Source organism: Micromonospora sp. NBRC 107095, assembly GCF_030269705.1.
GTDB lineage: Bacteria > Actinomycetota > Actinomycetes > Mycobacteriales > Micromonosporaceae > Micromonospora > Micromonospora parva.
In genome coordinates this window covers 266,865-288,229 of sequence record NZ_BSTU01000001.1, presented here as the reverse complement: position 1 = coordinate 288,229, position 21,365 = coordinate 266,865, and the positions used below count along the sequence as shown (strand labels likewise).

Genomic DNA, 21,365 nt, shown 5'->3' with positions numbered 1-21,365 from the left:
CCACCCCATTTCGACCCCGGTGATCATGAAGTTATTGTCCCGACACGCCGGGTGACCGAGCAACAACTTCATGATCACCATCGATGGGGTGGGGTGGGGTGGGTTAGGCGGGGGTTATGGAGAGGGTTCCGGTCTCGGGGGTGCGGTCCACCTTCACCGTTTCGCCGTCGCGGATCTGGCCGGACAGGAGCGCCTTCGCCAGCTGGTCGCCGATCGCGGACTGCACCAGCCGGCGCAGCGGACGGGCACCGTAGATCGGGTCGTAGCCGTGCTCGGCGAGCCAGTCCCGGGCGGCATCGGTGACCTCCAGGCCCAACCTGCGGTCGGCCAACCGCCGCCGCATCCGGTCCAACTGGATGTCGACGATGGAGCGAAGGTCGTCCCCGCGCAACGAGGCGAAGACCACGATGTCGTCCAGCCGGTTGAGGAACTCCGGCTTGAAGTGCGACCGGACCACGGCCAGCACACCCTCCCGGCGCTGCTCGTCGGCGAGCGTCAGATCGCTGATCACCGACGACCCGAGGTTGGACGTGAGGATCAGGATCGCGTTGCGGAAGTCCACGGTGCGGCCCTGGCCGTCGGTGAGCCGCCCGTCGTCGAGCACCTGGAGCAGCACGTCGAAGACGTCCGGGTGGGCCTTCTCCACCTCGTCCAGCAGCACCACCGAGTACGGCCGTCGGCGTACCGCCTCGGTGAGCTGACCACCCTCGTTGTAGCCGACGTAGCCGGGCGGCGCACCCACCAGGCGCGCGACCGAGTGCTTCTCGCCGTACTCGCTCATGTCGATGCGGACCATCGCCCGCTCGTCGTCGAAGAGGAACTCGGCGAGGGCCTTGGCCAGCTCCGTCTTGCCGACACCGGTGGGGCCGAGGAAGAGGAAGCTGCCGGTCGGGCGATCGGGATCAGCGATGCCGGCGCGGGCGCGGCGTACCGCGTCGGAGACCGCGCCGACCGCTTCGCCCTGGCCGACCACCCGGCCGCCCAGCGACTCCTCCATCCGCAGCAGCTTGGCCGTCTCACCCTCCAGCAGGCGGCCGGCGGGGATGCCGGTCCAGGAGGCGACCACAGCGGCGATGTCGTCCGCGCCGACCTCCTCCTTGAGCATCGCGCCATCGGCCTGGAGCTGGGCCAACTCCTCCTCGGCCTGCTTCAGCTCGACCTTCAGGGCGGGGATCCGGCCGTAGCGCAGCTCGGCCGCGCGTTCCAACTCGCCGTCCCGCTCGGCCCGCTCGGCCTCACCGCCGAGGCGTTCCAGCTCCTCCTTCGCGGTGGAGAGCTTGGTGATGTGGCTCTTCTCCGTCTGCCAGCGCTCGGAGAGCACGGTGAGCTGCTCGCGCTTGTCGGCCAACTCCTTGCGGAGTCGCTCCAACCGCTCGGCGGAGGCGGCGTCCGGCTCCTTGGCCAGGGCCATCTCCTCGATCTCCAACCGGCGGACCGCCCGCTCGATCTCGTCCACCTCGACCGGCCGGGAATCGATCTCCATCCGGAGCCGGGACGCGGATTCGTCGACGAGGTCGATCGCCTTGTCGGGCAGGAACCGGTCGGTGATGTAGCGGTCGGACAGGGTCGCGGCGGCGACCAGCGCGGCGTCGGTGATCCGTACGCCGTGGTGCACCTCGTAGCGCTCCTTGAGCCCGCGCAGGATGCCGATCGTGTCCTCGATGGTCGGCTCGCCGACCAGCACCGGCTGGAAGCGGCGCTCCAGAGCCGGGTCCTTCTCGATGTGCTCGCGGTACTCGTCGAGCGTGGTGGCGCCCACCATCCGCAGCTCACCACGGGCCAGCATCGGCTTGAGCATGTTGCCGGCGTCCATCGAGCCCTCGCCCTTGCCGGCGCCGACGACCGTGTGCAGCTCGTCGAGGAACGTGATGACCTGCCCGTTGGAGTTCTTGATCTCCTCCAGGACTGACTTCAGCCGCTCCTCGAACTGCCCGCGGTACTGCGCGCCAGCAACCATCGCGCCGAGATCCAGCGAGATCAGCTTCTTGTCGCGCAGCGACTCGGGCACGTCGCCGGTGACGATCCGCTGGGCCAGGCCCTCGACGATCGCGGTCTTGCCGACGCCGGGCTCGCCGATCAGCACCGGGTTGTTCTTGGTACGCCGGGAGAGCACCTGGATGACCCGACGGATCTCGGAGTCCCGCCCGATGACCGGGTCGATCTTGCCGTCCCGGGCGCTGGCGGTGAGGTCGACGCCGTACTTGGTCAGGGCCTGGTAGGTCTGTTCGGGGTCGGCTGTGGTGACCCGACGGTCCCCGCCGCGAACGGTCGGGAAGGCGGCGACCAGGGCCTCCTCGGTGGCGCCGACGGTCTTCAGGGCGCCGGACACCGCCCCGCCCACCCGGGCCAGGCCGGCGAGCAGGTGCTCGGTGGAGGTGTACTCGTCGCCCAACGGTCGGGCGATCTGCTCGGCGGCGCCGATGGCGTTGACGAACTCCCGGGCCAACGTCGGCTCGGCGATGCTGGAGCCGCGGGCGGCCGGCAGGTTGTCGACAGCGCGCTGGGCGGTCTGGCGCAGCTCGGTCGGGTCGGCCCCGACGGCGCGCAGCAGACCGGTGGCTGTCGAACCGTCGGTGTCCAGGAGTGACAGGAGCAGGTGCCAGGGTTCCACTGTTGCGTGACCACGCTGGTTGGCCAGCGCGACGGCGCCCGTGATGGTTTCCCGGCTCTTGGTGGTGAGTCTTTCGGTGTTCATGGGCTCCCCCGGATCGGCGTTGTCCACTGGATTGGACACAACCAGAGTTGAGCGTATTCCGCTCAACCTTAGCGCGTGACGCCCATCACTCCCGGCGCCGCCACCGCCAGTCGAACTCGCCGGCTGCCGGCGGCGGGCCGGGCAGTGGGTCCGCGTCCGGCACCGCCGACAGACCGGCCAGCAGGACCGCGAGCTGCCGGCGGCGCAGTTGGCGGGTCCGCTCCGGATCGGGTACCCGCACCGCGGCGCACGCCTCCAACAGCAACCCCAGATCCTGGACGACGGCGTCGGGGCGCAACCGTCCACTGGCACGCGCCCTGTCGACCAGGGCGCTGGCCAGCTCACCGGCGCGCACCGCGTCCCGACCCATCTCCTCGGTCGGGGTGAAGGTGCCGGCCAGGTGGACGGTGAGCGAGTGCACGTCGGCGTCGACGATCCGGCCGAGGAAGCCGGTGAACGCGGCCCAGTCGTCCGGCTCGGCGAGCGCGGCCTCGGCCTCCGCGACGTACCGGCGCAGCCCGTCGTGGCAGAGCTGGCGCAGCAGGTCCTCCTTGCCCGCGTACCGCCGGTAGAGCGCGCTGATGCCGACGCCCGCGCGGTCGGCGACGGCGGCGATCGGCGCCTTCGGGTCGTCGAGGAAGACGGCGCGGGCGGCTTCGAGGATGACCTCGTCGTTGCGGGCGGCCTGGGCGCGGCGGCCGCCCAGCGTCTTGCCGGAAGTCGGTGACATGTCCTCAGTTTAACAGTGGAACGGATCGTTCCGCTCTGCTACTGTGGTCGCAGAACGAAACATTCCGTTCCGAAGGAGTTCCGGCATGAGCGACACCGCGATCCGCCCGTTCCGCGTCGACATCCCGCAGACCGCCCTCGACGACTTGGCCCTCCGGCTGGGCCGCACCACCTGGCCCGCCGACCTGCCCGGCGCGGGCGACTCCTACGGGATGGGCACCGAGCGGGTCCGCGCCCTCGTCGACAGGTGGCAGGGCGAGTTCGACTGGCGCGCGGTCGAGGCCCGCCTGAACGCGCACCCCCAGTTCGTCACCGAGATCGACGGCGAGCGGATCCACTTCCTGCACGTCCGCTCGTCCCGGCCGGACGCCACCGCGCTGGTGCTCACCCACGGCTGGCCCGGATCGGTGCTGGAATACCTCGACGTGATCGCCCCGCTCACCGAGCCCACCGACCCGGACGCGCCGGCCTTCCACGTGGTCATCCCGTCGCTGCCCGGCTTCGGCTTCTCCGGTCCGACCCGCAACGCCGGCTGGAACCGCTTCCGCATCGCCCGTGCCTGGGCCGAGCTGATGAACCGCCTGGGGTACGACAGCTACGGCGCGGTCGGCAACGACGCCGGTTCGATGATCGCGCCGGAGCTGGGCCGGATCGATCCGGAGCGGGTGCTCGGCGTACACGTCACCCAGCTCTTCTCGTTCCCCTCCGGAGACCCGGCCGAGTTCGCCGGACTCTCCGAGGCGGACCAGGCGGCGCTCGGGCACCTCCAGTGGTTCTACGAGAACAAGTTCTCCTTCAACCAGGTGCACAGTCAGCAGCCGCAGACCCTGGCGTTCGGGCTGGCCGACTCACCGGTGGGGCTGCTCGCCTGGAACGCCCAGCTCTTCGACGAGAGCCTGGATGCCGACTTCATCCTGGCCAACGTGGCGCTCTACTGGTTCACCGGCACCGCCGCCTCGGCGATCCGGCTCTACTGGGAGGACGCGCACGCCGGCGAGCCGCCGGCCGGGCCGACCACCGCTCCGACCGCGCTGGCCATGTTCCCCGGCGACTTCCAGTCCATCCGCCGCTTCGCCGAACGGGACCACGCGAACATCGTCCGGTGGACGGCGTACGGGACCGACGTCGCCGGTCGGGGCGACGTCGGCGGCCACTACGCGGCCCACCAGGCCACCGAGGTGCTGGTCACCGACATCAGCGAGTTCTTCGCCAGCCTCCGTCGACCGAATTGATCGACTCGGTTGGCTGAAGGTCGGGGTGTCCGGGCAGCCCGGACACCCCGACATCGTGAAGGGCGAGTCGATCACCCGCGGCTGGGCCTGCTTCCTCCAAGATCTGTCTTCTGTTCACGAAGCGGTAGCCTGGGTGAGTGCGAGTACGTGTCGAGCAGACCGCCTTACCCGGGATCGGGGTACGTCACGATCTGGTGACGGAGTCCGGACGCCGCCTGGGCGTTGTCTCCCACCGCAATGGCCGCCGTGACCTCGTCCTCTACGACCCCGACGACCCCGACGCCTGTCAGTCGGACATTCCGCTGACCGACGACGAGGCCGAGGCTCTGGCCGACATTCTCGGCGCGTCGCTGATGCTCGGTCAGCTCTCCGGGCTCCGCGAGCAGGCCGCCGGTCTGCTCACCGAGCAGATCGCCATCACGGCCGGGTCGCCGTACGTCAATCGGAAGCTCGGCGACACCAAGGCGCGTACCCGCACCAGCGCCTCCATCGTGGCAGTGCTGCGCGAAGGCGAAGTGATCGTTTCGCCACTCCCCTCCTTCCGCTTCGCAGCCGGCGACGTGGTGGTCGTCGTCGGGACCCGCAGGGGTCTCGACGGCGTGTCCGCCATCCTCGCCGACAGTGACCCGGACGGCTGAGGCGGATGCACGATTTCACCACGCTGCTCATCGAAGTCGGTGCGCTGCTGCTGCTGCTCGGGCTCCTGAGCCGGCTCAGCCGGCGCTTTGGCCTCTCTCCCATCCCCCTCTACCTGCTCGCCGGGCTGGCGTTCGGGCACGGCGGACTGCTGCCCTTGGACGCCAGTGAGGAGTTCTTCGCCGTCGGCGCCGAAATCGGCGTCATCCTGCTGTTGGTGATGCTCGGCCTGGAATACTCGGCCAACGAACTCGTCGGCAACCTGCGCTCGGCAGCGCCGGCAGGGCTGATCGACGGCGTCCTCAACGCGCTGCCCGGCGCCGGCTTCGCCCTACTGCTCGGCTGGGACTGGGTCGCCGCCCTGGTACTCGGCGGCATCACCTGGGTCTCCTCCTCCGGCGTGATCGCCAAAGTCCTCGCCGACCTGGGCCGGCTCGGTAACCGGGAAACCCCGGTGATCCTCTCGGTCCTCGTCATCGAGGACCTGGCGATGGCTCTCTACCTGCCGCTCGTCACCGCCGTCCTGGCCGGCACCGGCCTGCTCGGCGGCGGGATCGCGCTCACCGTCGCGGTGGGCACCGTACTGCTCGTGCTGGTCGTCGCGATCCGCTACGGCCACCTCATCTCCTCCGCCCTGTCGGCGAAGGACCCCGAGGCGCTGCTTCTGGGCGTGCTCGGTCTGACCCTGCTGATCGCCGGCATCGCCGCGTCGCTCCAGGTGTCGGCGGCGGTCGGCGCTTTCCTGGTCGGCATCGCCCTCTCCGGCCCGGTGGCGCACCACGCCACCGAGCTGCTCTCGCCCCTGCGGGACCTGTTCGCCGCGGTGTTCTTCGTCTTCTTCGGCCTGGTCACGAGCCCGCAGGACATCCCGCCGGTCCTGCTGCCGGCACTCGCCCTGGCCGTGGTCACCATGGGGACGAAGACGCTCACCGGTTACCTCGCCGCCCGCCGCGTCGGCATCGCGGAACCCGGTCGGTGGCGGACCGGCCTGGCACTCGTACCCCGAGGCGAGTTCTCCATCGTCATCGCCGGGCTCGCGGTGGCCGCCGGGAGCGTCGAGCCACGGTTGGCGGCGCTGGCCGCGACGTACGTCCTGATCACCGTGGTGACCGGACCGATTCTGGCCCGACTGCCGGACTTCCCGTGGTTCAAGCGGTGGTTGCGCACCCGGGCGGCGGCCCAGCGGCGGGAGTCGACACCGGTCCCCGACCCACTGCACTGAGCACCACCTGAACACTGCGGGACGGCCACCGGGAGGGGCCGTAAAGCCCCTCCCGCCAACGGTTGCGGAATTGCTCCCCATGGGGGCTACCGCAGCAAAGCGTGGGCGGGTTACCGTTTCGCCGCAGCAGCCAGGGTCCGCAGGCAGCGTTGCCAAACGCGGGCGAGAGCGGAAGGTTGGCCGGTGAGCGTGCAGGAATCGACGTTCCACGGCTTCGCCAACCCCGTCGATCCGACTCCGGCGGAGTTGCGAGCTTGGGCGTACAAGCCCGATTCGGTGCCGTTGGCCTCGATGCCACCCGACTGGGACCTGCTGGTCTCCGGCGACCGACTGGTGTTGACGCTCTTCGAGTTAGCGATGGATCCGACCTGCCCGGCCCGGCGTTTCGCGCTGCACTGCCTGTACATCTACGCGGCCGACGGCATCCGGACGAATTTCCGCGCCCACCCGAAGCGCCGTTTCCGCAAGCTCGTCGAACAGGCCGAACGGGACGGCGACGAGCTGATGAAGATCTGGGCGCACAACGGCCGGGTGCTGTTGGCCCGACCGGATCTCTTCGTCTACCGGGACTGGTGCGAGGGCGGCCTGGTCCGCGAAAACCGCCGCCTCGGCTGAAGGACGGATTCGCTGACCATCGGCGAGGGCTAAGTGCGACCACGCCCCTTTGGAGCTGATGTCGTAAACGATTCATGCGGCGAACGGGCCGGGACCCCCCGTGGGTCCCGGCCCGCACGTCGGTCACCGGTCAGTCCTGCTTGCGTTCCGGCTCGGCTCGGCCCGGGTCGCCGCCGCGCTCGCCGTCTTCGGCGAACCGGCCCGCGATGATCCGGTCCCGGTAGGTCCCCTCGGTGACCTTGTCGAACTTCTCGCGGACGGTCTCGGCCAGGTTCTCCAACCGGTCCTCCGTCTGCTGGGCCATCTTCTTCGCCGGCTCCGCCATCGCTCCCCCTCGCCATGCCGGTGGGTCCGATTTAAGGCGATTGAACCCTTATCGACAGGCTAACCGAAGCAGCCCGGACCGCGCCGGGAAATCCAGCGCGGTCCGGGCTGGGCAGACAGCTCCGGGTGAGCGGCAGGTCAGCGATCGGGCGTGCGGCGGGGGCGCCACACCACCAGGGCGGTGGAGGTGCGGTTGGTCGGCACCAGATCCCGGCCCGGGAAGCGGGCCAGCGACTCCAGCTCGGCCACCCGGCGGTACGCGGCGTCCAGCTCCGCCTCCAGCCGGGCCACCCGCTGCTGCGCCTGCTCCAGCAGCCGCTCCAGCCCGATGATCCGCTTGACGCCGGCCAGGTTGATCCCGTCGTCCTGGCTGAGCCGCTGCACCTCGCGCAGCAGCACCACGTCGCGGACGCTGTAACGACGCCCGCCACCGGCCGCCCGACCGGGCTGCACCAGCCCCAGTCGGTCGTACTGGCGCAGCGTCTGCGGGTGCATCCCCGCCATCCGCGCCGCCACCGAGATCATCAGCACCTTGGCCTCGTAGGCAGGGTCGCCCGAACCGAGGAACTCGCCCGACATCCCGCTCACCTCCGCGTCCCCTCCACCGGACTAACTGACTCGACGCACCCGTGCGTCGAGATGTTCCCGGGCCGCCGGCGGAGTCTGCTCGGCGAACGACTCCAGCGCCGTGCGCGCCTCGTCGGACAACCGGGCCGGCACCACCACGTCCAACGTCACCAGCAGGTCACCGGCCTGCCCATCACGGCGGACCACACCCTTGCCCCGGGCCCGCAGCACCCGCCCGCTCGGCGTCCCCGGCGGAACCCGCAGGGTCACCGCGCCGTCGAGCGTGGGCACCCGCAGGTCCGTGCCGAGCACGGCCTCCGCGAAGGTCACCGGAACGGTCAGCGTCAGGTCGTCTCCGGTACGCCCGAACAACTCGTCCGGCCGAACCTTGACGTGCACGAAGAGGTCACCGGCCGGACCGCCGCGCTCGCCCGGCTCGCCGCGCCCGGCCAGCCGGATGCGTTGACCGTCGGCCACACCGGCCGGGAAGCGCACGTTCATGGTGCGGGTCTTGGTGACACCGCCGCTGCCGTGGCACTCCGGGCACTTCTCCTCGACCACGGTGCCGACGCCCTGGCAGTTGCGGCACGGCTCGGAGAAGCTGAACGACCCCTGGTTGCGGGTGGTCACGCCGGCACCATGGCAGACCGGGCAGGTCTGCGGCTGGGTGCCGGGCTTGGCCCCGTTGCCGTGGCAGGTGTCGCAGACCCCCGGCGCGCGCAGCGTCAGGGGCAGCGTCACCCCGCGCACCGCGTCGCCGAAGTCCAGCGCCACCTCGGTCTCCACGTCCCGGCCACGGGCCGGACCGCGAGGCGCGGCCTGACCACCGGCCTGACCGCCGCTGAAGATCGAGCTGAACAGGTCCTGGAAGCCGGCGCCCCCGAAGCGGCGATCGCCGCCTCCGCCGCCACCGAACATGTCGGAGACGTCGAACGGCATGCCACCCGGCTGGCCACCACCCCGGGCGTTGCGCCGGAACGCGCCCGAACCGAAGAGCGAGCGCATCTCGTCGTACTCGCGGCGGCGGCCGCTGTCCGACAGCACGTTGTACGCCTCGGACGCGGCCTTGAACCGCTCCTCGGCCTTCGGGTCGCCCGGGTTGTGGTCCGGGTGCGACTCCCGGGCCACCTTGCGGTACGCCTTCTTGATGTCATCCGCGGAGGCGGCCTTGTCCACGCCGAGCACGGCGTAGAAGTCCTTCTCGATCCAGTCCTTCGAACTCACCGGTCCACCTCCTTCCGACCCTGGTGGCCCGGCCGTCCCGCCCACCGCCGTGCGGTGGGCGGGACGGCCCGGTCACTGGCTGGCACTATTCCGGATCCGCGACCGCTACCAGCGCGGGGCGCAGCAGCCGCTCACCGAGCTGGTAGCCGCGTCGCATGACCTGCACGCAGGTCGGTTCGCTGACGTCGGCCGAGGTCTGGTGCGCGACCGCCTCGTGCCGGGTCGGGTCGAACGGGTCGCCCTGCTCGCCGAAGGCGTTCAGGCCGAACTTGCCCAGCGCGGTGGTGAGCTGTTCCGCCACCGTGCCGAACGGCCCGACCAGGTCGCCGTGTTCCCGCGCCCGGTCCAGGTCGTCCAGGATCGGCAGCAGCGCGGCCAGCACCGAGCCGGTCGCCTGCTCCTGCACGAGGCTGCGGTCACGGTCGACCCGCTTGCGGTAGTTGGCGTACTCCGCCGACACCCGCTGCAGGTCCCTGGTCCGCTCGTCGAGCTCGGCCCGGAGCGCCTCCAACTCGGCACCGAGCGAGGTGCCCGTGCCGCCGCCGTCCACCGGCTGCGCCGGGGCGTCCACCACCGGCGGGCCGGACGGTTCCGGCCCGTCGGTGGCGTTGACCTCGACCTCGATCTCGTCGACCACGACCTCGGCGTCCTCGACCAGACCCTCGGCCGGTACGCCGGCCTCCGCGTCGGCGGCGGTGCCCTCCGGCTCGGCGGTGTCGACGAGCTTGCGGTTGTTACGGATGACGACCCGCTCCCCGTCGCCGGTGGTCTGCTCCGTGGGCGCGGAGCCACCCGGCGTCGACCCGGTCTCGCCCGGGTCGGCGGCTCGTGGCTTCTGCGTCATGCGGCTACCTCATCCCCTTCGCGGTGGACACGTGTCGGAGGCCGACGGTCACTTCTTGCCGTCCTCGTCCACGATTTCCGCGTCGACCACGTCGTCGGCGCCGCCGGCCTGCGCGCCGGTCGCGCCGGCCGCACCCGGGCCGGGCTCGCCACCCGGCTGCTGACCCTGCTCGGCCTGCTGCGAGTAGAGCAGCGAGCCGGCCTGCTGGGAGACCTGCGCCAGCTTCTCGTGTGCGGACTTGATCTTCTCGACATCCTGCCCGCCGAGGGCGCCGCGCAGCTCGCCGAGCGCCTCGTTGAGCTGCTCACGGTTCTCGCTGGGCAGCTTGTCGCCGCTCTCGGCGAGGAACTTCTCGGTCTGCCACTGCAGCGCCTCGGCCACGTTGCGGGTCTCGGCGTCGTCGCGGCGGCGCTTGTCCTCCTCCGCGTGCTCCTCGGCGTCCCGGCGCATCCGCTCGATGTCGTCCTTCGGCAGCGACGAGCCGCCGGTGATCGTCATCTTCTGTTCCTTGCCGGTGCCCAGGTCCTTGGCGTGCACGTTGACGATGCCGTTGGCGTCGATGTCGAAGGCGACCTCGATCTGCGGCACGCCACGCGGCGCCGGCGGGAGGCCGGTCAGCTCGAAGGTGCCGAGCTTCTTGTTGTAGGCCGCGATCTCCCGCTCGCCCTGGAACACCTGGATCAGCACCGACGGCTGGTTGTCGTCAGCCGTGGTGAAGACCTCGGAGCGCTTGGTCGGGATGGTGGTGTTGCGCTCGATCAGCTTGGTGAAGATGCCACCCTTGGTCTCGATGCCCAGGCTCAGCGGGGTCACGTCGAGCAGCAGGACGTCCTTGACCTCACCCTTGAGCACACCGGCCTGGAGGGCGGCGCCGACGGCGACGACCTCGTCCGGGTTGACGCCCTTGTTGGGGTCGCGGCCGGTGAGCTGCTTGACCAGGTCGGTCACGGCGGGCATCCGGGTCGAACCGCCGACCAGGATGACGTGCTCGACGTCGGAGATCTTGATCCCGGCGTCCTTCACGGCCTGCTCGAACGGGCCCTTGCAACGGTCCAGCAGGTCCTGCGTCATCCGCTGGAACTCGGCGCGGCTGAGCGTCACGTCCAGGTGCAGCGGGCCGGCCGCGCCAGCGGTGATGTACGGCAGGTTGATGTTGGTGGTGGTGGCGGCGGACAGCTCGATCTTGGCCTTCTCGGCGGCCTCACGGAGCCGCTGGAGGGCCATCTTGTCCTGGCCGAGGTCGATGCCGTGCTCACCACGGAACGTCTTGACCAGGTGGTCGATGATCCGCTGGTCCCAGTCGTCGCCGCCGAGGTGGTTGTCACCGCTGGTCGACTTGACCTCGATGACGCCCTCGGCCAGCTCCAGCAGCGACACGTCGAAGGTGCCGCCGCCGAGGTCGAAGACCAGGACGGTCTGCTCCTTGGAGCCCTTGTCCAGCCCGTACGCCAGGGCGGCCGCGGTCGGCTCGTTGACGATCCGCAGCACGTTGAAGCCGGCGATCTCACCGGCTTCCTTGGTGGCCTGCCGCTGGCTGTCGTTGAAGTAGGCCGGAACGGTGATCACCGCGTCGGTGATCTGCTCGCCCAGGTACGCCTCGGCGTCCCGCTTGAGCTTCATCAGCGTCCGGGCGGAGATCTCCTGCGGGGTGTACTTCTTGCCGTCGATGTCGACGGACCAGTTCGTGCCGACCTCGCGCTTGACCGACCGGATCGTCCGGTCCGGGTTGGTCACCGCCTGGCGCTTGGCGACCTCACCGACGAGCACCTCGCCGTTGCGGGCGAACGCGACGATCGACGGAGTCGTCCGCGACCCCTCAGCGTTGGCGATGACGGTGGGTTCACCGCCCTCGAGAACGCTGACGCAGGAGTTCGTCGTGCCGAGGTCGATACCGACCGCACGTGCCATGTTCGCTTCCTCGCTTCGTAAGGTTGTGCAGGTGACGGGCGTCGCCCGTGGGCTGCTGGCGAGCACCGCCCGCAGCGGGCCCCACCACAAGTTGAGTGAACTTGACTCAATAGTGCCACGCGTTGGCCAATCGTCAAGTCGACTTGAGTCAACCCGACGCAACCCAGCCGTTATTACCGTCCGGTTGTCTTCCCTTGCGTCGGTCGGGCACGCTTTAGCGGTGACGACGCACGGCGATCCCGCCACCCGTTCCGGCGCGCCCGCCGTCGCAGCCCGCACCGCCCCGCCGGACACCGCGGAGGAGCCGCCCGCCACCACCGGGGACGACAGCCTCCCCGGCGCACTGTCGGGCCTCCGGGAGGCGATCGGCGCGACCCGGTATCCCCTCGCGCTGCCCTCTGCCAGCTCCGCCCGGCACACCGCGACCGCCCTCACCGACCAGCTCGACGACTACCTGCTGCCCCGGCTCGCCCGGCTGGACGCCCCCCTTCTCGTGGTGGTCGGCGGCTCCACCGGCGCGGGCAAGTCGACACTGGTCAACAGCCTGGTCAAGGCCCGGGTCAGCGCGGCCGGCGTGCTCCGGCCGACCACCCGCTCCCCGGTGCTGGTCTGCAACCCGTCCGACGCGGCGTGGTTCCGCCAGGGTGACCTCCTGCCCGGGCTGACCCGCACCACCGAGCCGAGCGACGATCCGCGCGCCCTGCACCTCGTCACCGCCCCGGCCCTGCCCGCCGGGCTGGCCTTCCTCGACGCGCCCGACATCGACTCGGTCGTCGACGCCAACCGGGCGCTCGCCACCCAACTGCTGGCCGCCGCCGATCTGTGGCTCTTCGTCACCACCGCCGCCCGGTACGCCGACGCGGTGCCGTGGGAGCTGCTGCGCAGCGCCCGGGCGCGCGGCGCGGTGATCGCCATGGTGCTGGACCGGGTGCCCGCCGAGGCCACCGATGAGATCGCCGCACACCTGACCGAGATGCTCGCCGAACAGGACCTCGACCGGGCGCCGCTGTTCGTGTTGCCGGAGACCTGGGTCGACGGTCAGGGGCTGCTGCCCGAGGGGGTGACAGCGCCGCTGGCCGACTGGTTCGCCCGGCTGGCCGCCGACGCTGACGCACGGGCCGCGGTGGTCCGCCAGACCCTCGACGGGGCGCTGGCCGCGCTGCATCCCACCGTGGAGGGCCTGGCCGACGCCGCCGACGAACAGCTCGCCGCCGCCGACGGGCTGGACGAACGGGTCCGGGCCGCGTACCGGGGTGCCGAGCGCACCGTCGAGCAGGGGCTTCAGGACGGCCGGCTGCTGCGCGGCGAGGTGCTCGCCCGCTGGCAGGAGTTCGTCGGCACCGGCGAGCTGTTCCGCACGCTGGAGGCCCGGATCGGCCGCCTACGGGACCGGCTCGTGGCCGCCGTCACGGGTCGCCCGGCACCCGCCGTCGAGCTGCGCAACGCCATCGAGTCCCAGTTGGTGACACTGCTGCGTGGGGTGGCCTCCGAGGCCGCCGAGTCCGCGTACACCGGGTGGAAGGCACACCCGGCCGGCTCCGGTCTGCTCGACCCGTCGTTCGCCCACCCGAGCGACGACCTGCCCGAACGCGCCGAACGGATGGTCCGGGACTGGCAGCGCGGGGTGCTGGAGCTGGTCCGGGTGGAGGGCGGTGACAAGCGGTTCGTGGCCCGCACCGCCGCGTACGCGGTGAACGCCACCGGGCTGGCCGTGATGATCGCCGTCTTCGCCTCCACCGCGTTCATCCCGACCGGGTTGGAGGTGGCCACCGGTGCCGGCACCACTGTCGCCGCGCAGGCCGTGCTCCAGGCGATCTTCGGCGACCAGGCGGTGCGTACCCTCGCCGACAAGGCCCGCACCGACCTGCTGGAGCGGGTGCGGACGCTGCTCGACGCGGAGGCCGGGCGCTTCCTGAGCCGCACCGCCGACGCCCGCCCCGCCGCGGACGCCGGCGACGAGCTGCGCCGGGCCGCCGGCCGGGTCGAGCTGGCCCGGCACCGCAGTGGGCTGTCGGCCGGCGACGAGGAGGGTTCCCGGTGAGCAACATCGCCGGCCGGGTACGCGAGGTGTTCCGCGGGGACCAGCGGGTCGACGCCGACGCGCTGATCGCCCGACTGGACGCGGTACGCCGGTTCCTGACCGCGGTGGACGGTCTGCTGCCGGACGGCGACCTGGTGCCCGCGCACACACTGGTCGAGCGGGCCGGTACCCGGCTCGCGCTGTCCCGGGACCACACCGTGGTCGCCCTCGCCGGTGCCACGGGCAGCGGCAAGTCCAGCCTCTTCAACGCGTTGGCGCGGCTGGAACTCTCGCCGGTCGGGGTCCGCCGGCCGACCACCGGCGTCACCCACGCCTGCGTGTGGGGGCCGTTGGAGGGCGCCAACCATCTGCTCGACTGGATCGGCGTACTGCCCCGGCACCGTTTCGTCCGGGAGAGCGCCCTGGACGCCGACGACGAGACGGCCCTGCACGGGTTGATCCTGCTCGACCTGCCCGACTTCGACTCGGTGCAGCGATCGCACCGGCTGGAGGTGGATCGACTCCTCGGCCTCGTCGACCAGGTGGTCTGGGTGGTCGACCCGCAGAAGTACGCCGACCGGGTCATCCACGACAGCTACCTGCGCGAGTTCCACCGGCACCGCGACGTCACGGTGGTCGTGCTCAACCAGGCCGACCGGCTGTCCCCGGCCGAGGTGCCGCGGGTCCTGGACGACCTGCGCCGGCTGCTCGACACGGACGGGCTGACCGGGGTTCCCCTGCTGGCCACCACCGCCGTCGATCCGGCCGGGATGGTCGGGCTGCGCGACACCATGGAGCGCACGGTGGCCGAACGGCAGGCCGCGTTGCGCCGCCTCGCCGGTGACGTCGACACGGTCGTCGCCGGCCTGGACCAACTTGTCGGTTCGGCCCGGCCGGCGGGTGGGCCGGACGACACCGCCGTCGACGGGCTGAACCGGGCGTTGGCCGGGGCGGCCGGGGTGCCCGCGGTGACCGAGGCCGTGGAGCGGGCGTACCGGCACCGGGCCGGCGCGGCCACCGGCTGGCCGGTGGTCCGGGGCTGGCGGCGGTTGCGACCCGACCCGCTGCGCCGGCTGCACCTGCCGGGCCCGCCCGGCGACCAGAGCGACCCGGCGGAGAGCCTGGTCGCGGCCACCTCGGTACCGGACCCGACGGCCGCCCAACGCTCGGCGCTCGGCCTCGCCATCCGCGCGGTGGCCGACCGGGCCGCCGCCGACCTGCCTGCCGCCTGGCCCGGCGCGGTGACGTCCGCCGCCCGGTCCCGCCTCGGCGACCTGCCGGACGCGCTGGACCGCACGATCGCCGGCACCGACCTCGGCCTCGACCGTCGACCGGTGTGGTGGCGGGCCGTCGGCGGTGTGCAGTGGTTGGTCACCCTCGCCGCCGTGGTCGGGCTGGGCTGGTTGGTGCTCGGCTACGCGCTGCGGGTTCTCGGCCTGCCCGCGCTGGACAACCCGATGGTCGGCGCGGTGCCGCTGCCGACGGCGCTGCTGCTCGGTGGCCTGCTGGCCGGGCTGCTGGTGGCGGCGCTGACCCGACCGGTGGTGCGGTGGGCCGCCCGCCGCGCCCGGGCCCGGGCCGAACAGCGGCTGACGGCGCGGGTGGCCCAGGTGGGCGACGAGTACGTGCTGACCCCGGTACGGATCGTGCTGGGCTCGTACGCGCAGGCCCGCGACGCGCTGCGGGACGCCGCACGCGGCTGACGCTCCGCACGGCCCGCTACCGCTCTCCGTACGCCCACAGCGGCGTAGGGTCGGAGCATGGCCACGCCTCAGACCCCCTACGACGCGGTGCTGCACGCCGCACGCGACGTGACCAAGCTGGAGTCCGCCTTGGACGCCGAGATGCTGGGCAGCGCCCTGCTCGGCAGCGTGTACGCGATCGCGGAGACCGACCGCGACACCGCCGTACGGGAGTTCGTCACCGGCTTCCTCGCCGCCACCACCCGCCGCCGGATCGCGGCGGCGACCACCATCCGGCAGGTGTTCGCCACGCTCGTCCCCACCGCCGAGGGCACCGAGCGGGTCCGTCCGGGCAGCCAGGCGCCCAGCTGGACAGCGCAGCTGGGCCGGGTGCACCTCACCGGCAGCTGGGCGTACGGCGACGTGTACGGCGATCAGACCTCCTACCTGGCGACCTTCGCCTACGACGACGAGTCCGGCGGCTCGGAGCACGCGCTGGTGGCCCTGGTGGACCACAACATCGGCATCACCAAGGACATCTTCGTGGGCGGCCCGGCCGAACGGATCCTGGACCAGGTTCGGCAGATGTGCGCCGACGACGAGTTGACCTGGTTCCGTACCGAGGATCCGGCCCGGCTCCGGGGCGAGGTGGCGCGTCATCTGGCGGTCACCGACGACCTGGGCGAGTTGCCCGGTGAGGGCTCACTCGCCACCGACCGGGCGTTGGTCGGTGCCCGGTTGGCGATACTGCCCACCGCGGCGGGCCCGACCGGCCCGGCGGAGGTGGAGCCGCTCTCCGCCGCCGAGCGCACCGACCTGGTCCGGCGGTTCCTCGCCGCGCCGGAAGCCGTCCGGTTCGGGTTGGACGCCGTCGACGGCCCCGAGTTGGCCTCCCTGCACTTCTGTCTGAGCCTGCTGCTGGATCACTCGGCGAGCTTCCCGGACGCCGATCCGATGCGCTGGAGCCCGGCGGTGTCCGGGCTCTTCCTGCTCGACTGGGTGCACCGCCGGGCCGTGCTGGACATGGACGACGCGGCGATGCTGCCCCGGGTGCTGCGGGCGTGGGCGCGGTACGCGTCGCGCCAGCGCGGGCTGCCCGAGGCGGCGGTGACGCGCACCGACGAGGCGATCGAGGAGATGGTGCCGGAGTTTGCCCGGCTCTACTCGACAGGTGAGCGGCGCAGCCCGGCCACCGCGGCGGTGGCGCAGCTGATGGCCGACGGGGTGGACCCGGACGATCCGGCCGCGTTGGACGCCTGGATCGAGGCGAACCGGCACCGGCTCGCCGACGACGGCGCCTGACCGCGTCCCGGGGGTGGGCGGCTCCGCGCCGCCCGCCCTCGCGGCGGCCCGCGACCCCGCCCCCGTCGCTGGGTGCCGGTCAGCGCAACGGGCCGAAGACCACAGCGGCGATCAGCGCGCCGAGCACGCCACCGGCCAGCACCTGCGGCACCGTGTGGTCGCGCAGCCGTACCCGGGACCAGCCGACCACCGCCAGCAGCGGGGCGGCCGCGACCAGCCGCGTCCCGAAGGTCAGCATCAGGATGACCAGCGTGCCGGCGGCCACCGCCGAGTGGATCGACATCTTCCACCAGTGGCTGACCGACACGGCGACGACGAGGCCGACCAGCCCGGCCACCGCCAGCGCCAGCACCGGGCGGGGCGCGCCGAACACGGCGAGCAGGGCGAGCCCTGCGGCGACCGAGCCGAGCCCGACGAGTAGCGGCGCGCGGCGCTGCTCCCGGCGGCCGACGTGGTGGTCGGTGAGCCGGCCACTGCGTACCCCGCCGACGATGTAGGCGAACGGAATGCCGGTGACGAAGAGCGTGGCGAGCAGCCCCCAGACGAGACCCTGACCGGGGCGGTGCGCGCTGTGCCAGCTCACCGTGAGGATCAGCAGCGACACGAGCACCGCCGGTGCGGTCACCTCGGTGACCAGTCTGGCGATCCGCAGCCCCGGGCCGGGTCGGGTGGTGACCGGGCGGAGTTCCGCACCGCCGCCCACGCCACCCCCTCCGGTACGCGCCTACCGCCGATCAGCACCGACGCCGGACGGGCCGCGCCTGATCGTCACCGTACCGTCGGCGAAGCCAGGGGGTGTGTCGGTCCGGGCAGCGGAGCCGGACTGACGTGGGGGGTCGGGGCGACGGCCGACGGCGACGGGTTCGCCGGGCCGGGCCGGCGGGTCGGTACCGCGGGTGGTGTGGGGGTGGGGGCTGGCACGGACCGGGTGCTGGTCGGCGCGGCGGTCGCGGTCGCGTCGTCGGTCGGCGTCGGTGTCGGGTCCGGCGTCGGATCCACCGTCAGGGTCGGGGTCGGATCGGGGTCGGCCGAGCCGGTCGGGCCAGGGTCGGTGGGGTCCGGGTCGGGCGGATCGGTCGGGTCGGGCGTATCGGTGGGGTCCGGCGGATCGGTCGGATCGGTCGGGTCCGGGTCCGGGTCCGGCGGGTCGGTCGGGTCGGGGTCGTGGGGCGGCGGAGCGACGGGCGGGGGTACGGGCGGCGAGGTGCCTCGCGTGGGTTTCGGCGCGCCCGGCGGAGCGCTGGTGCGCTGGGCCGGCCCGGGATCGGCGGCGGCGGGTCCGTGCGCTGGAGGCCGTGGGGCGGCGGTCAGCCAGCCGCTGGTCGGGCCGATGCTGGGCGTGCCGAGCGGCGGAGGCGGCGGTTGGCTGGCCATCGGCAGCGGGATCACCACCGGCCCGACGGAGGGGGTCGGGATGAACGGGGTGCTGCTGTCCGGCAGGGCGGTGCTGCCCGGGGTGGCCGAGCCCGCGCTGATCGCCGCGAGGATGGGCATCGACGCGGTGCCGGCCAGCAGCGCGACGGTGAGCAGGTAGCCGCGGGTGGGGCCACCGGCGCTGGGGGCACGGTGAACGCCGACCACCCCGCGGTAGCCGCCGACCGACCGGTGCCGACCAAGTGCTGGTGCGCCGGGACCGTCACCTGGCTCGTACACCGCACACTCCTTGTCATCGGGTCATCGGGTCATCGGGTCATCGGGTCGTTGGCGGACGCGGACGGAAACCGTCGGGGAAACCCGACAATTCACCCGATAGGCGCGATCCTGCGGGAATCAGCCTCGCGCAGTCACCCTCGGTCAGCCAACCTCCACCGCGTGTCGACACGCGGTGCTGGCCGAACGGTGACGATTCATGCCGCAACGCCTGGGAGACGCGGGCCGTCACGATGGCGACAAACAGCGTCAAAGCAGGGTCGGTCGGAATGCGGGGCAGGCGTACTGTGGGCGCGCTCACCTGCTCTGCGAATATGGAGCACGACGGCAACGCAGCCGTGACCTCCGCGCACCCTCGCGGCAGGCGCGGCCCGGCGCCGGCGCTCCCCGATCCGGGTTCGGCCAGAACCCGGTTCACGCCGTGCGGCAACCCCCACCGGGGCTAGGCGCGGCCGCCAGGAACCGGTCCGGCAGCAGCCGGGCAGGCGCACGAGTTGCGTGGCCGGGTGACCCCCCGGTGCCGACGCAGACACGACAGGGAGAGACCGATGGCAAAGGGCGACCCCGGGGGCACCACCCGCAGCAGGCGGGCCGCACCCCGCTCCAGGAAGGGCACGGCCGGCGACCCCGCGCTGGTGCAGCTACTCACCCCCGAAGGCGAGCGGATCGACAGCGCCACCGGGCCGGACGGCACCGAGTACCGCGTCGACTTCACCGACGAGGAGTACCGCGGGCTCTACCGTGACCTGGTGCTGGTCCGGAAGCTGGACGCCGAGGCGACCGCTCTCCAGCGCCAGGGCGAGCTGGGCCTCTGGGCCAGCCTGCTCGGCCAGGAGGCCGCCCAGGTCGGCTCCGGGCGGGCGCTGCGTGCCCAGGACATGGCCTTCCCGACCTACCGGGAGCACGGCGTCCTCTACTGCCGGGGCATCGACCCGATCATGCCGCTCGGCCTGTTCCGCGGCGTCGACCAGGGCGGCTGGGACCCGAACGAGTTCAAGTTCAACATGTACACGATCGTCATCGGCGCGCAGACCCTGCACGCAACCGGCTACGCGATGGGCATCACCATCGACGGCAAGACCGGCACCGACGACGGCGAGGCGGCGATCGCCTACTTCGGCGACGGCGCCACCAGCCAGGGCGACGTGAACGAGGCGTTCGTCTGGGCCAGCGTGTTCAACGCGCCGCTGGTCTTCTTCTGCCAGAACAACCAGTACGCGATCTCCGAGCCGCTGGAGCGGCAGACCCGGGTCCCGCTCTACCAGCGGGCCGCCGGCTTCGGCTTCCCCGGCGTACGGGTGGACGGCAACGACGTGCTGGCCTCGTACGCGGTCACCCGCACCGCGCTGGACAACGCGCGGCTCGGGCAGGGGCCGAGCCTCATCGAGGCGTACACCTACCGGATGGGCGCGCACACCACCTCCGACGACCCGACCCGCTACCGGATCGCCAGCGAGGTCGAGGCGTGGCAGGCCAAGGACCCGATCGCCCGGGTCAAGGCCTTCCTGGAGAAGCAGCAGATCGCCGACGCCGGCTTCTTCGCCGAGGTCGACGAGCAGGCCCGCCGCGAGTCGGTGCACCTGCGCGAGCGGGTACTCGAGATGCCGAACCCGGAGCCGGTGACGATGTTCGATCACGTCTACCCCAACGGGTCTCCGCTGCTCGACGAGCAGCGCGCGCAGTTCAGCCGCTACATGGAGTCGTTCGAGGGGAGCGCCCACTGATGGCCACGGAGACGCTCACCATCGGCAAGGCCCTCAACACGGGTCTGCGCCGCGCCCTGGAGAACGACCCCAAGGTCATCATCATGGGCGAGGACGTCGGCAAGCTCGGCGGCGTCTTCCGGATCACCGACGGGCTCCAGAAGGACTTCGGTGACCAGCGGGTCATCGACACCCCGTTGGCCGAGTCCGGCATCATCGGCACCGCTGTCGGTCTGGCCATCCGTGGCTACCGGCCGGTCTGCGAGATCCAGTTCGACGGCTTCGTCTACCCCGCGTACGACCAGATCGTCTCGCAGGTAGCGAAGATGCACTACCGCTCGGGCGGCAAGCTCAACATCCCGATGGTCATCCGGATCCCGTTCGGTGGCGGTATCGGGGCGGTCGAGCACCACTCCGAGTCGCCGGAGGCGTACTTCGCGCACACCGCCGGCCTGAAGGTGGTGACCTGCGCCAACCCGCAGGACGCGTACGTGATGATCCAGCAGGCCATCGCCTCGGACGACCCGATCGTCTTCCTGGAGCCCAAGCGGCGCTACTGGGAGAAGGGTCCTGTCGACCTGGACGCGCCGCTGTCCGACGCGTACCCCCTGCACTCCGCCCGGGTGGTGCGGCCCGGCACCGACGCCACCGTGCTGGCCTACGGCCCGATGGTGCGGACCTGCCTGGACGCGGCGACCGCCGCCGCCGAGGACGGCCGCGAACTGGAGGTCATCGACCTGCGCTCGCTCTCGCCGCTGGACCTGCGGGCGGCGTACGAGTCGGTGAAGCGCACCGGCCGGGCGGTCGTGGTGCACGAGGCGCCGTCCAACATCGGCCTCGGCGCCGAGTTGGCCGCGCGGATCACCGAGGAGTGCTTCTACTCCCTGGAGTCGCCGGTGCTGCGGGTGACCGGCTTCGACACCCCCTACCCGGCCGCCCGGGTGGAGGAGGAGTACCTGCCCGACCTCGACCGGGTGCTCGACGCCGTCGACCGCACCTTCGGCTGGTGAGC

General features: G+C 71.9%; 18 protein-coding genes. 9 read left to right on the top strand and 9 right to left on the bottom strand.

Annotated elements, in window-relative coordinates:
* Positions 1-103: 103 nt before the first annotated feature.
* Together clpB and QSK15_RS01385 are read right to left on the bottom strand one after the other, a co-directional pair.
* Entirely contained in the window at positions 104-2,695 is a 2,592-nt protein-coding gene (gene clpB / locus QSK15_RS01390) for an ATP-dependent chaperone ClpB (RefSeq protein ID WP_285792534.1), read from the bottom strand.
* 85 nt (positions 2,696-2,780) lie between these two features.
* Positions 2,781-3,425, bottom strand: coding sequence for a TetR/AcrR family transcriptional regulator (locus QSK15_RS01385; protein WP_285792533.1), 645 nt, complete (start codon positions 3,423-3,425; stop codon positions 2,781-2,783).
* A gap of 85 nt (positions 3,426-3,510) precedes the next feature.
* On the opposite strand from QSK15_RS01385, the gene QSK15_RS01380 reads away from it, so the two are divergent.
* From QSK15_RS01380 to QSK15_RS01365, 4 genes are all read left to right on the top strand, one after another.
* The gene (locus QSK15_RS01380) at positions 3,511-4,656 is read left to right on the top strand and encodes an epoxide hydrolase family protein (RefSeq protein WP_285792532.1); all 1,146 of its coding nucleotides are present in this window, start codon (positions 3,511-3,513) and stop codon (positions 4,654-4,656) included.
* Positions 4,657-4,793: 137 nt separating this feature from the next.
* Positions 4,794-5,294, top strand: a complete 501-nt coding sequence (locus QSK15_RS01375; RefSeq protein ID WP_030332098.1) for a cation:proton antiporter regulatory subunit — start codon at positions 4,794-4,796, stop codon at positions 5,292-5,294.
* 5 nt (positions 5,295-5,299) lie between these two features.
* Positions 5,300-6,514: a cation:proton antiporter gene (locus tag QSK15_RS01370; RefSeq protein ID WP_285792531.1), complete on the top strand. Its 1,215-nt coding sequence runs from the start codon at positions 5,300-5,302 to the stop codon at positions 6,512-6,514.
* A 183-nt stretch (positions 6,515-6,697) separates the two neighbouring features.
* The gene (locus QSK15_RS01365) at positions 6,698-7,129 is read left to right on the top strand and encodes a hypothetical protein (protein WP_030332093.1); all 432 of its coding nucleotides are present in this window, start codon (positions 6,698-6,700) and stop codon (positions 7,127-7,129) included.
* A 130-nt stretch (positions 7,130-7,259) separates the two neighbouring features.
* Here the strand turns inward: QSK15_RS01365 and QSK15_RS01360 are convergent, their stop codons facing one another.
* The 5 genes from QSK15_RS01360 to dnaK all read right to left on the bottom strand — a co-directional run bounded on the left by QSK15_RS01360 (position 7,260) and on the right by dnaK (position 11,996).
* A complete protein-coding gene (locus QSK15_RS01360; protein ID WP_285792530.1) occupies positions 7,260-7,454 on the bottom strand; it encodes a hypothetical protein in 195 nt (64 codons plus the stop codon).
* A gap of 137 nt (positions 7,455-7,591) precedes the next feature.
* Positions 7,592-8,032 carry a heat shock protein transcriptional repressor HspR gene (locus QSK15_RS01355; protein ID WP_030332087.1) on the bottom strand — a complete coding sequence of 147 codons (441 nt, stop codon included), beginning with the start codon at positions 8,030-8,032 and terminating at the stop codon, positions 7,592-7,594.
* A 30-nt stretch (positions 8,033-8,062) separates the two neighbouring features.
* Positions 8,063-9,244, bottom strand: coding sequence for a molecular chaperone DnaJ (dnaJ, locus tag QSK15_RS01350; protein WP_030332085.1), 1,182 nt, complete (start codon positions 9,242-9,244; stop codon positions 8,063-8,065).
* Between the two features lie 85 nt (positions 9,245-9,329).
* A complete protein-coding gene (gene grpE / locus QSK15_RS01345; protein ID WP_210866380.1) occupies positions 9,330-10,088 on the bottom strand; it encodes a nucleotide exchange factor GrpE in 759 nt (252 codons plus the stop codon).
* Positions 10,089-10,136: 48 nt separating this feature from the next.
* Positions 10,137-11,996: a molecular chaperone DnaK gene (dnaK, locus tag QSK15_RS01340; protein ID WP_285792529.1), complete on the bottom strand. Its 1,860-nt coding sequence runs from the start codon at positions 11,994-11,996 to the stop codon at positions 10,137-10,139.
* A gap of 220 nt (positions 11,997-12,216) precedes the next feature.
* Here dnaK and QSK15_RS01335 point away from each other — a divergent pair, with 220 nt between their 5' ends.
* Genes QSK15_RS01335 through QSK15_RS01325 form a run of 3 tightly spaced genes read left to right on the top strand, consistent with a single transcriptional unit; the run spans position 12,217 to position 17,000 of the window.
* A complete protein-coding gene (locus tag QSK15_RS01335) occupies positions 12,217-14,037 on the top strand; it encodes a GTPase family protein (RefSeq protein ID WP_285792528.1) in 1,821 nt (606 codons plus the stop codon).
* On the top strand, positions 14,034-15,719 hold the full coding sequence (locus QSK15_RS01330; RefSeq protein WP_285792527.1) for a GTPase: 1,686 nt from the start codon (positions 14,034-14,036) through the stop codon (positions 15,717-15,719). The genes QSK15_RS01335 and QSK15_RS01330 overlap by 4 nt, the downstream gene beginning before the upstream one ends.
* Positions 15,720-15,776: 57 nt before the next feature.
* Positions 15,777-17,000, top strand: coding sequence for a hypothetical protein (locus tag QSK15_RS01325; protein WP_285792526.1), 1,224 nt, complete (start codon positions 15,777-15,779; stop codon positions 16,998-17,000).
* Between the two features lie 79 nt (positions 17,001-17,079).
* Here the strand turns inward: QSK15_RS01325 and QSK15_RS01320 are convergent, their stop codons facing one another.
* Both QSK15_RS01320 and QSK15_RS01315 read right to left on the bottom strand, forming a co-directional pair.
* On the bottom strand, positions 17,080-17,703 hold the full coding sequence (locus QSK15_RS01320) for a phosphatase PAP2 family protein (protein WP_285792525.1): 624 nt from the start codon (positions 17,701-17,703) through the stop codon (positions 17,080-17,082).
* Between the two features lie 65 nt (positions 17,704-17,768).
* Complete coding sequence (locus tag QSK15_RS01315) at positions 17,769-18,653, bottom strand: hypothetical protein (RefSeq protein ID WP_285792524.1); 885 nt, start codon at positions 18,651-18,653, stop codon at positions 17,769-17,771.
* Between the two features lie 545 nt (positions 18,654-19,198).
* Between QSK15_RS01315 and pdhA the strand changes: the two genes are divergently transcribed.
* Positions 19,199-20,374, top strand: a complete 1,176-nt coding sequence (gene pdhA / locus QSK15_RS01310) for a pyruvate dehydrogenase (acetyl-transferring) E1 component subunit alpha (RefSeq protein WP_285792523.1) — start codon at positions 19,199-19,201, stop codon at positions 20,372-20,374.
* Positions 20,374-21,363: an alpha-ketoacid dehydrogenase subunit beta gene (locus QSK15_RS01305; protein ID WP_285792522.1), complete on the top strand. Its 990-nt coding sequence runs from the start codon at positions 20,374-20,376 to the stop codon at positions 21,361-21,363. Before pdhA ends, QSK15_RS01305 begins: the two co-directional genes overlap by 1 nt.
* The last annotated feature ends 2 nt before the right edge of the window (positions 21,364-21,365 follow it).